At 42.7% G+C, this 17074-nt stretch carries 6 protein-coding genes; 3 read left to right on the plus strand and 3 right to left on the minus strand.

The window, feature by feature from the left end; genetic code table 11:
• Positions 1-1359 (plus strand): amidohydrolase (locus tag JWR61_RS24705; RefSeq protein WP_301930341.1); only part of this gene is annotated, 1359 nt, incomplete at its 5' end.
• Positions 1360-2015: 656 nt separating this feature from the next.
• Here the strand turns inward: JWR61_RS24705 and JWR61_RS28325 are convergent.
• Positions 2016-2198: a chemotaxis protein CheB gene (locus JWR61_RS28325; protein WP_367881822.1), complete on the minus strand. Its 183-nt coding sequence runs from the start codon at positions 2196-2198 to the stop codon at positions 2016-2018.
• A 710-nt stretch (positions 2199-2908) separates the two neighbouring features.
• Here JWR61_RS28325 and JWR61_RS24710 point away from each other — a divergent pair.
• The gene (locus JWR61_RS24710; protein ID WP_301930342.1) at positions 2909-13546 is read left to right on the plus strand and encodes a BNR-repeat neuraminidase N-terminal domain-containing protein; all 10638 of its coding nucleotides are present in this window, start codon (positions 2909-2911) and stop codon (positions 13544-13546) included.
• A gap of 1068 nt (positions 13547-14614) precedes the next feature.
• On the opposite strand, the gene JWR61_RS28330 is transcribed toward JWR61_RS24710, so the two are convergent.
• Together JWR61_RS28330 and JWR61_RS24715 are read right to left on the minus strand one after the other, a co-directional pair.
• A complete protein-coding gene (locus JWR61_RS28330) occupies positions 14615-14794 on the minus strand; it encodes an alpha/beta hydrolase-fold protein (protein WP_367881823.1) in 180 nt (59 codons plus the stop codon).
• Positions 14795-14873: 79 nt separating this feature from the next.
• Entirely contained in the window at positions 14874-16472 is a 1599-nt protein-coding gene (locus tag JWR61_RS24715) for a PAS domain S-box protein (protein ID WP_301930343.1), read from the minus strand.
• 109 nt (positions 16473-16581) lie between these two features.
• On the opposite strand from JWR61_RS24715, the gene JWR61_RS24720 reads away from it, so the two are divergent.
• Complete coding sequence (locus tag JWR61_RS24720; RefSeq protein ID WP_301930344.1) at positions 16582-16938, plus strand: response regulator transcription factor; 357 nt, start codon at positions 16582-16584, stop codon at positions 16936-16938.
• The last annotated feature ends 136 nt before the right edge of the window (positions 16939-17074 follow it).

Below are 17074 nucleotides of genomic sequence, written 5' to 3' on the forward strand. Positions count from 1 at the left end.
TTCAATGATGCACATGACCATTTAGGATGGTTAATACCTGTTGGGCAATCTTTCTTCACACCATTTTCAGTACCGGGGCCATCAAAGGAAGCTGTGATTGATTCTCTTTTAAGGCTCGTAAAAAAGGCTTCTCCCAATCAATGGATACAGGGTACTATTGGGCTTACCGTGTTTAATGATACCAGCATCAGAAGAAGGTTATTGGATAGTATTGCACCGGATAATCCGGTTGCGCTGCAGATAATGTGGGGACACGGAATGATTTTAAACAGCAAAGCATTAAAAGTAGCTGGCATATCTGATACTGTAGTTGACCCGCTTTCCGGATGGTATGAGCGTACACCCGGAACTAAGTATGTAACAGGTGTTTTGTACGAAGGAACAGAGTTTCCGGTATGGCAGGCGCTAACAGTATCAGAGCCTGCTAATACGATAAAAGCACTTCGTGCACATGCCGCAGAAGAACTGTCGTTAGGCATCACCACCGTTCAAAACATGAGCGGCAACTTTCAGGGAAAGGCAGCAAGACGGTTTTTTGCAGAAGCGAACTTACCTGTAAGGACAAGAATAATAGCGATGCCGGGTACTTCAGAAAAGGGGCGCAGTTTGGAAGAATGGAGCGGTATCAGAAAGCAGATAGCTCCTTATACCTATGTTTCCGGAATAAAGTATGTAATAGATGGAACTCCGTTTGAGCAGACAGCATTAATGACAAAACCTTATCCAAACAAGGACAACTGGTATGGAAGATTAGATTTTCCATTGGACACTATTAAACAAATTTTGAAAGAAGCCTTAACGAGTGACAGGCAGTTAATGATGCACATTGTGGGTGATAGTGCAACCAATATAGTATTAGGTCTTATGAAAGAACTGGCAAGTAATGACCAATGGAGAAAGAAACGGGTACGTATAGAACATGGTGTGGGCGTGGTTACGGAAAATGCCGCAAAAGCAGTAAGGGATATGGGAATTATAATTGTGCATACCCCTCAATATGGGATGACAAGTCCATTACATGATTGGCGGTTGATGGGCATACCTATAGCCATAGGTCCTGATGCAGTGATTAATCCTTTTCTTGGCATCATGTTTATGACTGCACAGCAAGCAAATCCAAAGGAAAACCTGACAAGGGAACAAGCAGTTATTGCGTATACAAAAGGGTCTGCTTATGCTGAATTTGCTGAAAAAGCTAAAGGAATGCTTACTAAAGGAATGTTGGCAGACCTGGCTGTTTTATCACAGGATATATTCACTGTACCTGCTCAGCAGTTGGCAGCTACTTATAGTTTAATGACTATTATTGACGGAAAAATTAAGTACCGGCAAGCTAAAAGCAGTAGTTTATTCAAATGAGAAACCTTTCAAAATAACACGGGGAGATCCATAATCCTTTAAACATACCCGCCTGCCGATGTATCTTGACTACTGCATTGTTACAGGAACAAACGAAGATGGCGATTATATTCAGAAAAGAAATGATGGAAGCTATGCCAGTTGGGGTATTCGGTACTGTACTCAATCATCCTCAAAAGGATTTCAGCAATAGTTCTATTGGTTAATAAGGGCAGTGGTTCATCAAGCATAGCGTATATATTGTCTTATATTTATTTCATTAAGCAAATTTCTATTGATAAGTCATTGCTTGATAAAAATGCGGGGAGATACCAGCTTGCGCGCATTGTAAAAGTGTATAAAAAAAAGATGCAATGGTATGGACAAACATAATCTCCACAAAATTTTTATCCTTTAACAACTATACAACTTGTACTTGCAATTTACACGACGCAAATATGGAAAGCTAGCAGGTGCATATTTTATTTTCAGTGGGATAAATAATAATTTTCCACAGATGTTGAAACAATCCGGCTGTATCTTTTGCAGCAATCAGTCCGCCCAGATTTGAATCTGCATGAATGAGACTTCAATCGCTGCATCAAGTCTTACTTTTATCCAAGCGGGCTGGATAGCTTTTTTGTTTTTTATTCTTTCCTGCAGGATGTATTCTTCTATCAGCCGGGCATTTCACCTGGCTCTACAATGGTATCTGCTGTAGTGGCTTTAATCAATTCGCAAGGTATGCTACTGGTATAGCAGCTATGCACATTCTGCACCAAAATTTTGCCTCCCGCATTTTTTACAAGCGCCGCGCCGGCTGCACCATCCTTTCCATGACCGGAAAAAAATACCGCTATTTTAGAGCAGCTTTGTCATGGCAAAGGATTGAAGAAAGTATCAATGCAATGATTAATCGGTTCGCTGAACAAGCTCCCAGAATAATTTGCAACTGCCTGTTCTTTATACTTAGATAGTTGCCGGGTATCAGCAGGTACACTTTATTGTTCTCCAGCTGCATGTTATTATGTAATCTACAAGGCCTGCAATTTCTGATTCATCTCAGTACGCCATGCCTTAGCAGCAAATAAGCCGCCAGTAGCAACAACTCATTTAAGTTTTCTGCTGATGTTATCATTTCAAGCACATTCTGCGACACTTGTTTTTCTTCTTTCGAAGCCAGTCCGACAATTTATACTATTGCGATGCAAATTTATGATGCAATAGGAGAAAATATTTTCGATCAAAGCAACCTTCTGCCTACTGGGTTTATTTGCCACTAAAATTATTTTTCTCGTTCACTTAAATAAGATGCAAAAAATCTTGATCAGTTCCAGTTATTACTATTTCTCTGTAGCTTTTTTATTTGGTAAAATGTAGAAGGTTGTCGACAAATAATACCCAAAACACTTTCTGTTAATTTCCGTCGTTTGCTGAAAGCAGGCAATACCATTGGTTGAATTGAAACGGTTAAATGGATGTATGAAATTTGTATCTGATTGCCACCAATATATTGGCCGGAAATAATAGCCGGCAACATTAAATTCATTTACTTGCAAATTGAATCACTATGAGAACCGCCACCTTACTATTGCTATTTTTATTGATTGGCGCCTCTCCGCTGCAGGCAAAATACAGAATTACCAAAGCAGCCAATCCCAATTTTTGTACTACCTATCCATCCGGTTATTCAAGCATTAGTTTTGCATTAAGTGAAACAAGCCTCAGCGGCACACAGGGATTTAAAGCAGGCCAAACCAATGCCACATTCATTCTTGGTTTCAGCAACGCGGCATTTCAATTTAACCCCGGCATTGGTACTGTTACCGCCACCGGAACAGATGTAACCATCGTATCCTACAGTATTACTTCCACTTCCATTACCGTTACAATCAATACAGGGTCATTTAATACCGAACTCAATACCATCAACTTCAATAATATAGAAGTAAAAGCCACCAGCGCCGCCACCGGGTATATCAAAAGAACCGGCGGTACTTTCAGAATAGATAATAAAGCTACCAATCCCTACAATTCCTCTTTTGCTGATTTAACTGCGGGTACACCAATGGCGTATTCATCGGCTTCTGCAACACAAGGGGTAACGTCTTCAGTATTTTCCGGTACGGCCGATAACCAGGTTATTGGCATACAGGTTGTAATTACCGGTACCTGTGCTAATTTAACAGCTACCGCATTTAATTTAAATACTACCGGATCAACAGCCCCGGCTACAGATATATCAAATGCCAGTTTATATTACACGGGTACCACCAATTTATTTTCTACGGCTACGCTTTTTGGAAGTACCAGTAATCCCAGCGGCAGCTATACGATAACCGGAAGCCAGTCACTTAGCCTGGGCGCAGGCACTTATTATTTCTGGTTAACGTATACTATTGCCACAACTGCTGTAAGTGGTGATGTTACGGATGCCCAGTTGGTATCGTCTGTAATTTCCGGTTCTACTTTTACCACAGCTTTCGGCAACCCCGCTGGCAGCCGTACCATCAGCACCAATAATTTTTATTCTATTGCCACCGGCAACTGGAGCAACACCTCTATATGGAGCCGTACTTCGGGGGGAGCTTCCTGCGGTTGCGCACCCATCGGAGGAAATGGTTTTGTATATGTGAATCACGCCGTGACTGTTGATAACAATTACACGGTAGACAACGTAGCTGTTCAAAACAGTGGCAACCTTACCAACGCCGCCGGAAAAATATTGACGGTAAACAATACGCTGAGCACATCAGGTACAGGGCTTTTTTCAGCCTCGGCGGCCTGGATATTAAATAACCTGACCACCGGCGGTACAGGTACCTCCGCTTCCTCCAGCGCACTTACTTTAACAGGTTCGCTGAACGTAGGAACGGGCTCCGCTTATCAAATGACCGGCGGTGCCGCATTAACAATTAATGGAAACGTTACCGTTGATGGTACGCTTGCGCTGGCCACGTCTAACCTTACCAGTTCAAACGCGGCAGGAACACTTATATCTGGCACCGGAACTATAACGGGGTCGGGCATTATTACCCTGGGAGTAAATAAAACAATTCCTACAGGCTCAAACCTTACGGTGGCGCCCGTAATTAATATCAGCAACTCAGTTACCGTTACAAACAATGGAACCGTAAGCATGCAAAACAGCATTACCGGTGGAGGTGTAAATGCCGCATGGATAAATGCCGCCGGCTCCGTACTTAATATGGGGGGATCAACCGCCGCATTGATGGCTACCGGTTCACTGGATGCTTCCGCTGTTCCCAACACGGTTAACTATAATGGATCGGGTAATCAAACGATCAAAATACCTTCTACTGCTTATTATAATTTATACCTGGCTAGTTCAGCAGCAGGTGTAAAGTCGCTGGCCAGTGCAATTATTGTAAACAATGATATTCAATTATCCAGCGGAGCCCAGCTGAATGTGTCCGCAAACAGCATTACCATCAATGGTAACTGGATCAACAACAGCACCAATGCAACACCATTTATTTCTACCGGCACAGTCAGTTTCAATGATGTTGATACCATATCCGGCAGTGCGGTTACCAGTTTTAGTACAGTCGCCATAACAACCACGGGGTTTCTTATCTCCAATAGCTCAGCCGGCAAAGTAGTTGTTTCCGGCAACTGGGCCAATGATGGCGACTTTGATCACAATAATGGTGATATTATATTTAACGGAACTTCAACTGTAAGCGGGGCGTCTGTAACAGACTTTAATACGGTGATAGTTAATTCAACCAAAACCCTTACCCTGCCTGCTTCTGAAACTGATTTTGATGGAGACCTTACAGTTAACGGCACGCTGAATCACAACAATGGACTGATTGTGTTTACCGGCAACGGGGTAGTGCAAAATTTGAATGGTGCAACAAGTGCTTTAACCTGCTACCAGCTGGAATTAGACAATGCCGCCGGGAGTGTATTGTTATCCAAACCGGTAACAGTTAATAACTTATTGACGTTAACTTCCGGCAATTTAATATTGGGAAGCAACAATTTAACCCTCGCCGCAACGGTACCGGCGGTAGTCGGCAGCCCGTTCTCGGCAGCTAATATGATCGTGGCTTCGGGCACCGGAGCTGTAATAAAAAATGGCACATCCGCCGCATCGGCTTCTTACACTTTTCCGGTTGGGGATAATACCGGTACACCCGAATATTCTCCTGTAACACTTACATTCACTTCCGGTACTTATACCAGCGGCTCAGCAAGTGTAAGGGTTGTAAATGCAAAGCATCCCAATAATACAAGCACCATCAATTATATCAGCCGGTACTGGCCGGTTGCCACAACGGGTTATACCGTTACGAATGCTGCGGTAACTGTAATTTATGCTGAAGCTGATGTTACGGGCGCAGAAGCCAATTTACTGATGAGTGAATGGACCGGCTCCAGTCCATGGGTAACCTTTTCCAGTGCTACGTTAAACACCTTCACCAATACCTTTACTTCACCTTCGCTAACAACCTTTGGCGATTTCACCGCTATGGATAATTCGGCGCAGTGGACAGGTAATGTCAGCACCGACTGGGCCACTGCAGGCAACTGGAACACTGGGACGGTGCCTGGTTCATTAACAAGCGTGGCGATACCATCAACAGCCACCAGGATGCCTTCTGTTACCAGTAGTGTTTCCTGTAACTGGCTTACAATAAATTCCGGAGCTACGGTAACTAATACCAATACCGGTACATTAAATATCGCCGGCACATTTACCAATAATGGCACTTATACGGATAATGGCACCACGGTATTTAACGGCACCGCCGGACAGCAAACTTTTACGGGAGTAACGGCCTTTAATAATTTAACGGTCAATAACACCAGCAGTTTGCTTTCAGGTGGAGCAGTTACCGTAAACAATGCGTTGCTGCTAACAGCAGGCACACTGAGTGCGAATAATTTTAACCTTATAGTAAAAGGAAACTGGACCAATAATGTGTCAGCAACCGCATTTACAGCGGGTACATCTACTGTTAGTTTTAGTGGAACGGCAGCACAAATAATCGGCGGTATTTACTCAACCACTTTTAATAATTTAATAAGTTCAAATACAACCGGTGGGGTTAGCTTAAGCGTTAATACCAGTATCAGCGGCGACCTTACTATAAGCAGTGGCACCTTGGACCTGGCCGCATTTACAGCCAACCGTACCAGTTCCGGTGGCTCACTCACCGTATCCAATAATGCCACTTTAAAAATAGGCGGCACCAATACTTACCCGGCCAATTATACTACCAATACTTTAGTGGTGGCAAGTACGGTTGAATATGCGGGTGCCAGTCAAACAGTAGCCAACCAATTGTATGGCAATCTTAAACTCAGCAGTTCATCAGGTACGGCAATAAAAACATTTCCCGGCAGCGCCTTAACGGTAGTTGGAAATTTGAGCAGCACTTTGGGAACAGGCAGTTCCGTTTCATTTACTGCAGCGTCAGACATTACTGTTAGCGGAAATGTTTCCATCGGTGCTTCCACCACTTTTAACGGCAGTAGTTTTTCATGCAGCATTGGTGGCAACTGGGTAAACACGGGCACGTTCAATGGCAATACCGGCACCATCATTTTTACAGGAGCAGGTGCCGCGGTTAGCGGTGCCGGAACACAGAATTTTAATAACCTTACTGTGGCAGCCGTACTTATTAGTTTTTCAAATAGCAGCATTACTTTAACCGGTAATCTTGCCACAACAGGGTCGGGTTCTTTCAGCCAGGCTTCGGGAGGTACATTACTGATGACGGGTGCTGGCACAACCATCAGCGGTACCGGCATTTCGCCAGACAATTTAACCATCAGCGGATCAGTAAGCACGGTTGCATCTTTATCCATCACCGGCAACTTATCTGTAAGCGGCAGCTTAACTGCAAGTACCGGTACCATTACAATGAGCGGTGCATCAAAAAATATTTTGGGTGCGGGTATCCTCAGTTTTGCTGTATTATCTGTTACGGGTACCGTTACAACCGATGCCGGTTTTTCAATTTCATCCAGCCTGATTGTTGCCGGAAGTTTAACAGCTTCGGCTGGCACTGCCACTTTTACAGGCACATCTACACTGAGCGGAACAGCCAATCTTTTTAATCTTACTGTTAATGGCACGTCACTGCAATTATCTGCTAACTCTGTTGCGGGAATCTCAGGTGTTTTAACAATAACTTCCGGCACGCTGAATGTGACTTCCTCTACACCTAACACGGTAAATTTTAATGGTACGGGAGCACAAAATATCAATGCGATCACTTACAATAATCTTACGTTGTCAAACGGAAACAGCAAGACGGCCGTTGCAGGCATCACTGTAAATAACGATATTACCATTGCAACCGGTACCACATTTATTCCGGGATCTTATACGCACGTTATTTATAACGACTGGTATAATTATGGCACATTTATCGCAGGCTCCGGCACCATACAATTTTCAGGCAGCCAGAATACCAATATTACCGGTGCTACCACATTCAATATTTTAACGGTTAATAATACCTCTCCCACCACGGCTGTTATTTTACAAAACAATGTAGCTGCGGCAACAGTCAACATGACGATGGGAACCATCCTTACCGGATCAAACACCCTTACAATAACAACCACCAGAACAGGCAATGGAATTATTCTCGGTACCATTCAAAGAACACATGCTTTTACAACGGGCGTGGCGTATGCTTTTGAAGGGCCTGATAACAGCATTAGTTTTTCTTCGGTTTCTTCTGTAAGCAGTGTTACGGTGTCGGTAGCAAAAGGCACCATCAGTGACTTCCCTTTCGGCGGCTCCATCAGCAGGGTATACAATATTACCGTGCCGGCCGGTACTTATAATGCAACACTCCGCCTGCATTATGAAGATGATGAATTGAATGGTAGTAATGAATCGTCAATGGGATTATGGAATTATAACGGATCAGCATGGGCGGCGTCAGGCAAAACAGCTAACAGTACCACTGCCAACTACGTGGAGCAAAGCGCCTTAACCAATATAACCAACCGCTGGACCTGTTCGGACAATTCAAACGTGGTACAGTGGAATGGCAGCGTAAGTACGGCCTGGAATACAGCCGCCAACTGGACCGTATTGCAAGGGTCCGCATCAACGCCTCCTTCGGCTACCGACATTGTAGATTTGGGTACGGCAACATTTTCAAATCATCCCACTATCAGCACTGCGGTAACCGTAAAGAATATCATTTTCGGAAGTGTACAGGCACTCACCCTATCAATGGCCGGTGGCGGTTCCCTTATATCCGGTGATATACATGGCAGCTGGGCGGGCAGTATAACGCATACCATCAACGCCAATAATCAAACCATAACAGTAAATGGAGATCTATCGCTTAGCGATGGCGCCAGTGGCCATGCCATCAACCTTGCTATAGGCACAGGAACTGTAAGTGTCGGAGGCTCCCTGACTGAATCTGGCGGAGCTAATATCACCTTTAGTGGTGCAGGCAATCTAAACATAGCAGCAGATTATAATTATGTGAACGGAACATTTACCCCTGGTACGGGTACAGTCACTTATAGCGGGCCTGCTAACCAGGCAATCGGTGCTGTTACGTATAATAATCTTACCATTAACAAGGCGGCCGCAATCGCTTCTGTTAACAATGCACTTACGGTTGGTGGCAACCTGTCTGTTACAGCAGGTGAATTAGACAATCTCACCACCACAACGATAGCAGGAAATGTTACCATCGCTTCGGGAGCCATCATGAGCAACTTCAATGTTTTACATGTGGGTGGTAACTGGAATAACAATGGCACTTATAATGGTACGGGAATAAACGTGGTATTTGATGGCAGCGGAACACAAACCATATCCGCCACTACTTTTAATAATTTAGAATTTAATAAACCGGTGGGTTCCGTTGCAATACTTACCGGAGATGTAACCTTAAAAGGCAACCTGGTAGGTACATCGGGAACACTGGATATCGGCTCCTACTTTTTTAACCGGGATGTTACCGGGGGATCCGCTACGATGGCGAATGCAGCCACACTGATTATTGCCGCTGACAATGCGCCTAATAAATTCGCCAATTATTATTTATCGCCGGGCAGTACGATAATTTTTAATGGTACGGGCACGCAGCATTTATTGCTGCCGGGGCTGGTGTATGGCAATTTAATATTCAGGAATAGCGGCTCCAAAATATTGTACACGGCTACATCCGTAACAGGCGATTTTACTATAGAAAGCGGAGCAACATTCAATGCCGGCTCCAATACCATTACCTTAAATGGCAACTGGACAAACAGCGGAATTTTTATATCATCTACCAGTACAATTGTATGCACAGGCGCTGCTAAAACTGTTACCGGCGGCACTACTTTTAACCACTTAACTGTTTCAGGCAGCTATACCTTTTTGAATAACATGACGATCAACGGCCTGTTGAATATTACAAGCACAGGATCATTAAGCGGTGGCAGCAGTATTGCCGTTACAATGAATGGTGATCTGATAAACAGCGGCATATTGTATAACCTGGGCAGCACTACTTTTACGGGCAATGTTTTACAAACACTGAGTTTAATCAATGCGGTTCAAACGGTTGCCATAACCGTTAATTTCAATGGCTCGGTTTCACCGGTATTGAATTCTACTTCTGTTCCTCAATACGGATTTCTCAACATCAACAATACCGGTGGTGTAAACCCAAGTGTAGGATGGGTAGTTGCCTATGGATTAACAGTAAGCAGCGGAGGAATTTTTAATGGCGGTCCATCTTCACATACCATCCTGGGTTATGTAACCAATAACGGTACCATTACCAGTAACGGTACCATTACTTTTACGCCTTCTTCTGCGGTTACTGTAAACCTGGGCAGTAATTTCACCAGCACAGGCAGGGTAAATTTTTCCGGTGCAGGAGCTATGATTTTGGCGGGTACACCTGTATCTTTTAAAAACGTAACCATCAACAATACCAATGCCGCAGGGATAACTCCTTCATCTGACTGGCTTATCACCAATGAAATGAGGGTTGTAAGCGGGTCTGTTTTAAATGCAGGCAATCACAGCTATACTATTGGCGGTAACATACTTAATAACGGAACCATCAACAGCAGTACGTCTGCCTTTACAATGAATGGCGTCGCCGCACAGGATATTTATTCCGGTTCAGCTTTCAACAACTTATCCATCAATAACACCGGAGGCTTTGTAACCTTGTCATCTAATGTGGCTGTAAACGGAGCATTGAATTTTATTGCAGGCAACATTCAAACGGGTACCAACACCCTTACCCAATCATCAACAGGAACACTTACCAACGCAGCCCAAAACACAGGCTGGGTAAATGGTAAATTACAGAAGTACATGCCGACTGGTGCAACCAGTAAAACATTTGAAATAGGAGATGCGTCCAACTATACGCCTGCATTACTGGCTTTTTCAACTATTACTACAGCGGGTAACCTTACTGCATCTACCACCGGTGCAGAACACCCCAACATCAGCACATCTAATATCAACGCGGCAAAAAGTGTGAACCGTTATTTTACCTTAACTAACAGCGGCATTACTTTTACTAATTATACAGCTACATTGAACTTTACAGCTGCTGATGTGGATGCAGGTGCCAGTACAACGCTGTTTGATATAGCTGCCTATAATGGAACCAGCTGGTCGTGGCCTTCCGCTACAGTAAGGAATGCTACCAGCATACAAGCTACGGCTGTTACCTCATTCGGAGATTTTGCTATCGGCCAGATTTGTAACCGGAGTACAACCATTTCATATACCGCCTCGCCTTACTGTACCAATGCCGGCACGGCAAGTGTGACGCTTACCGGAACATCCGGCGGCATTTTTTCTGCCGATACCAATTTATCAATCAATGCGGCTACCGGGGCAATTGATTTGATCACAAGTACACCCGGCACATATACTGTTACCTATACAATAGCCGCTGCAGGCGATTGCAGCCAGTTTGTTACTACTGCTTCTGTAACCGTTGACACTGCAAACACCTGGTCAGGTGCAGTAAGTAATGACTGGAACAATACCGGTAACTGGTCCTGCGGAGGAATCCCTGCTTCTTCCGCCGATGTTACTATTCCATCCGGCCTGTCAGTGTATCCGGTTATTACCGGTACTATTCCGGTGCATGATATCAACATCAGCGCCGGGGCTACGCTTACAGTAAATGGCGGCATATTGCAGATAGGTGGTTCAATCAATAATGCAGGCACGTTCGACGTTTCGGCAGGTACAGTACAAATGAAGGGCACTGTGGCACAAACAATCCCTGCCGGTAGCTTCGCCGGTAATAATATCCTGAACCTTATAATTGGAAACAATGTTACTCTTGCTGGGCAACAAAATGTAACCGGAGCGCTTTCGTTCAGTACAAGTAATGCAACACTCACAACAGGAGGCTATTTAACTTTGAAGTCCACCGCATCTGGTACAGCCCGGTTATCTGATATCACCAATGGTGGAACAATCAGCGGCAACAGCATTGCCGGCAACGTGACCATTGAAAGATACATATCTGCAGGACGGGAATGGCGTTTACTATCGGCGCCAGTTTGCACCTGTACCGCACCTACAATCAATGCGGCCTGGCAGGAAGGGGTAACCACTGGAAACCCAAACCCAGGTTATGGAACCGCTATAACGGGCGGTACCAGTGCAAACGGTTTTGATCAGGGCGTTAATAATAACGCGGCCTTTAAGTATTATAATAACACTACCAATTCCTTTGTGGCGGTGCCGGGTACCTATGCGCCCATTACCAGTTACAATGGCTATTTTTTATTTATCCGCGGCGATAGAAGCACTAATTTATCCCTTGGGGTTAATGCTGCACTTACCCCTACTATATTAAGGGTGAAGGGACAAGTGTTAACCGGCAATGTAGCGGTAAATGTAAATGCGCTCAACTACACACTGGCAGGAAATCCTTATCCCGCTGCAATCGATTTTCATACCTTAACCAAAAACAATGTAAATGATAAATTCTATTTATGGGATCCCAAAATGGGCACAACCGGCGGATATGTTACGCTGATATGGAATGGAACAAACGGTTATGATGCAACAACTTCCGTTAGCCCGGCCAGCAGGTATATTCCCAGTGGTGAAGCTTTTTTTATTGAATCGCTGGATGGCGTTAACCCGGGCACAATAACGTTTAAAGAAACAGATAAAAACGCCGGAGGCAGCGACCAGCTCTTCAGGCCTGTTTATGGCAACGAAAAAATACGGGTTAATTTATTGGGGGTAAACACAGATGGATCGGCCTCTTTTACGGACGGTGTATTGTCTACGTATAATGACAACAACAGCAATAATGTAGACAGGAACGATGCGGCCAAAATCCTTAACCAGAGCGAAAATCTCTGCATAAACCGGAACAATAAAAACCTGGCCATAGAAAGAAGAAAAACAATTGATGGGAATGATACTACTTTTTTAAATCTCTACAGCCTAAAAAAACAAACCTACATGCTTCAAATAACCGCTGAAGCTATGGAAAACAGTGGCTTGTATGCGGTGGTGAAAGATAACTATGCCGCAACTACCAACAATACAATGGTAAATATGGGAGGTGTTACAAATGTTACCTTTACCGTCAACTCAGATCCGGCTTCATATGCCACCAACAGGTTTAGCATTGTATTTGCAAAACAGATAGCATTGCCTGTAACTTTCACCGGCGTTAAAGCCAGCCGGACACAAAAAAACATTCGGGTTGAATGGAATACCATCAACGAACTAAATACCAAAGGATATGAAGTACAATCGTCTGCAACAGGATCCAATTTTATCACAGTGGCAGTTATAAACAAAAACCCATCTGGTTCTGCATATAACTGGCTTGATGAGAATGCTGAGCCGGGATGGCATTATTACCGCATCAGATTGTTGGAAATAGATGGGAATGAAAAATACAGCCCTGTTGTAAAAGTAAGTATTGATAACTCTGCAGCAGCCAGTAGTATCGTTGTAAACGGCAATAGCATCAGCAATAATAAAGTGGTGTTGCAATTTAATAATGTTCAAAAAGACAATTACCGCATGCAGTTGTTTAGCATGGATGGAAGGCTGCTGAAGCAGGTTGATATTAGCCATGACGGTGGCAATGGTACGCATGATTTTTTAACCGGTAACAATTTAGCTGCCGGAAAATACCAGGTTAATGTGACGGGAAATTCTGAAACTTTCTCTATTGGCTTGATTAAAAAATAATATTCATTTTAAGAAATTAAAACGACACAAAAATTCAGCATTTCCTATCATGGATAATTTATCTTTTATTTTGAATTCCGGTGTGATTACATAAGACAACTGGAGAATGTTTCACCTGAAAGTCTGCAGTGAACCATTCAATTGAAGTGTAATAGAAAATTGTCAAATATCAGAACAGAAAAGGAGGATAATTTTGAGATACGTAGAAAATCGTTTGAAATATTTTAAAATTATTACGTCGCTTTTAGCAGTTGTCGCATAACTTTATCTTGTTCAAAATCACCCATGGAAAACGGATGTTTATTATCAAACTAATCGATCCCCACGATACTACAGCCCATCCAACGGATTGCGGATAAATGAAAATTATGAATATACATGGTTGAAAGGATCCAAAGTTTGCAGGGATAAATTTATGGAGGAAAGCCTGATCTTAATTTAACATGGCTGGCATAAAAAGTAAACGTTCTTTAATGAAACATTTAGCCTTGTGGCGTAATGCATGCCTGTTGTATTTTCAAACCTTTTCAAAAATGCCGGTACCTGCAGATTGAAGTCATTGATCACAGCAAAACAAAGGTCGGCATGTACGGAGTAATGTCATTTGCGACCGTCTTCACCGAACTATGCAGGAGGAATTTTACGCCGTTGCTTTCAGGAAAAAACTGTACGATACCCTGGAAAATTTCAACAGGATCTTGATCAATGGATAATGTTTTACAATCATCAGAGGCCCCATAGCGGGATCTTTAAACTTGACATGTTTCTTCAAAAGATGAATAATTTCCTGGATATCAAAACGGGTAAACAGGCATTGGCTTTTACCAAAGGCAGTAATCAAATTGCAGCCGGCAGCAGTCGTCTTTGATCTTTTAACTCCCGCAATATTAGGCATCAGTTCCTTTTCGATAAAGGAAACAAACTACTCACCACCTCCCGAAGTTTCGAAGATGCGCTGTCCACAAAGGGCGGGTCAGCAATTACACGAGTTGGTGTCAGGTCTCTTGTTCTATCCGTATTTGGAACACCAACTATAATCATTTCCGGGCAAATAGTATTACCGTTTATCTAACTAAGGTGTTGAATCATACCTACTACTGAATAAAAATGGACATCACCATCTAATAAATATAATACAGGGTATCGCTGTTTAGAATCCGCCTGCCCACTGTTTGGCAGATATCTCCAAATTTTTCGTTGTTCATTCAGAATTTTTGATTGGATGCTGTCAATAGTTCCGACTGTCACTTTATTATCCTGCTGAGCAAATGCACTTTGGTTCAATTATAATTTGCATAGAATTTTATTAAATTTGTAGAAGGATACTTTATGCATTGATGTTCTCAATCGGGAAACTGATATAAAAAGTTGACCCACTTCCGACTTCGCTTTCGGCCCAAATGTTACCGAGGTGCAAATCCATTATTTCTTTACAGATAAATAATCCGAGGCCCATCCCATCCACCTTTCCGCTTGTTTTTGAAACACGGTAAAATTGGTCAAAAATCCTGTCGAGGTGTTCCTGGGAAATTCCTACTCCTTTGTCAGTCACCGAAACCTGAATTTGATCACCCATAATTATTGCGTTCACATCTACGGGATCATTTGGTGATGAATACTTCATAGCGTTAGAAAGCAAGTTTACAAGCACTTGTATTATTTTATTACCATCAATTGTTATTGCTATATCGTCTAGGGGAACCTGCAGCCTTATTTCATGTTCTTTTACCGTAATACTTTCAATACTGTCTTTTAAAATTTTGTGAAGGCTGCATTTCTCCAACTTAAAATTAAGCTTGCCTGCACGGATTTTTGAAATATCTAATAATTCCGTTATCATCTTATCGAGCCGTTTCACCTGCTTTCGCATCTTAGGTACTAAATCCTCTAAAAGCCCGGGTTGCATTTCAGCTATTTCAAGATAGCCGCTAAGGGTTGTCAAGGGTGTTTTTAATTCATGGCTGGCTATTCCGATAAACTCATCTTTTTTAGAACTGAGAATCTGAATATCCTCATATAGCTTGGAATTATCAAGAGCAATGGCTGCCTGAGCAGCAATAGCACTCACAATTCTTTCATGCTCCTCTTTAAAAACAGCTTCTTTGTGATGGCCTAAAAACAATCCACCAATACCTATACCTTTGGGAGAATGCACGGGCACAGCTAAATAACTCACTACGGGAAGGTGCCCCTGTGGCACACCTTTATGTGGTGCATTTTTACCGTAACGGGGGTCTTTTGTAATATTATCTGAACGGAGTATCCCCTCTCCGGAAAAGGTTTTATTGAAAATCTGGGTGTTCCTGGGCATGCCGAACTTCTCAAATGCTTCTCGTGGCGCTCCCGATAACGTATAGAGCATAAGCGTTTCACCCCTTGCATCCGTTTTATTTGAAAAAAATGCCCCAAATGCTGCACCTGTAGTTTCAACAGCAGCATCTGTCACCAGTTGCAAAATACCTTCATATTCTAACTTGGAAGAAATTTTTTTTGCGACTTCATTTACTACCTCAAGGCTCCGTGCATATCGGTTAATAACCTCTTCGTTTTTCTTTTCCCTAGTGATATCCCTTGCAATTTTAGATGCACCGATAATATTACCCTCTGAATCTGTAATGGGGGAAATCGTCAACGAAATCGGAATTAATGTCCCATCCTTTTTTACTCTTTCTGTCCGGTAGTGCTCAATTCTTTTTCCCTGTTTTAAACTATTTATAATCATTTCCTCTTCACTCCTCAACTGTTCAGGTATAATTAAAAACACATGTTTACCAACAGCTTCTGTTGCTGTATAACCAAACAACTTTTCTGCACCCTTATTCCAGGTGACTATGATACTATTGAGATTTTTGCTGATAATGGCATCGTCTGAAGAGTTAATAATAGCCGCAAGCCTTGCTTCATGCTCTCCTTGTTCTTTAATCATTCAGTGAAATTAGTAAATCGTTTATTCTTTTAGCAGCTTTCTAAAAAATTTTAAACAAAAAACATAGTGTTGGCTGAAGTTTTGAATCTGAATACTTAAAATTCTACTAATGCCACATGTATTAATCATGGATGATGAAACAGATTTACTGGAGATGGTTGGTTTCGGGTTAACCATGCATGGTTTTACAACTATGTGTGTCTCGGAGCGTGCAGATTTTTTTTCTGAGTTGGCGACAAGGCCGCCTGACGTCATTTTAATCGATATTTATTTAGGTACGGCAGACGGGAGGGAAATTTGTAAACAAATTAAAGAGAGTAAAGATTTTTCCCATATTTCTGTGATACTTTATTCTGCCGGGAATATTCCTGATGAATCAATTATGCAGTCGGGGGCGGGTGGATTTGTCTCAAAACCTTTTGGCGTGCAGGAACTGGCTGAAAAGCTTTTAAGTTTATGTAAGTAGACGGTAAGTTTTTATAATTTCAAAAACCGGTTTCTATTATGAGCAAGGAAAATTGCTTTAAGTAGAAAAAGTGCCGGGGAGTGTAACAACAACAGACTCCACGTTCACCTATTAAGTACCTAATTCGTACACATAA

The sequence above is a fragment of the Ferruginibacter sp. genome (assembly GCF_028288465.1).
Lineage (GTDB): Bacteria > Bacteroidota > Bacteroidia > Chitinophagales > Chitinophagaceae > Ferruginibacter.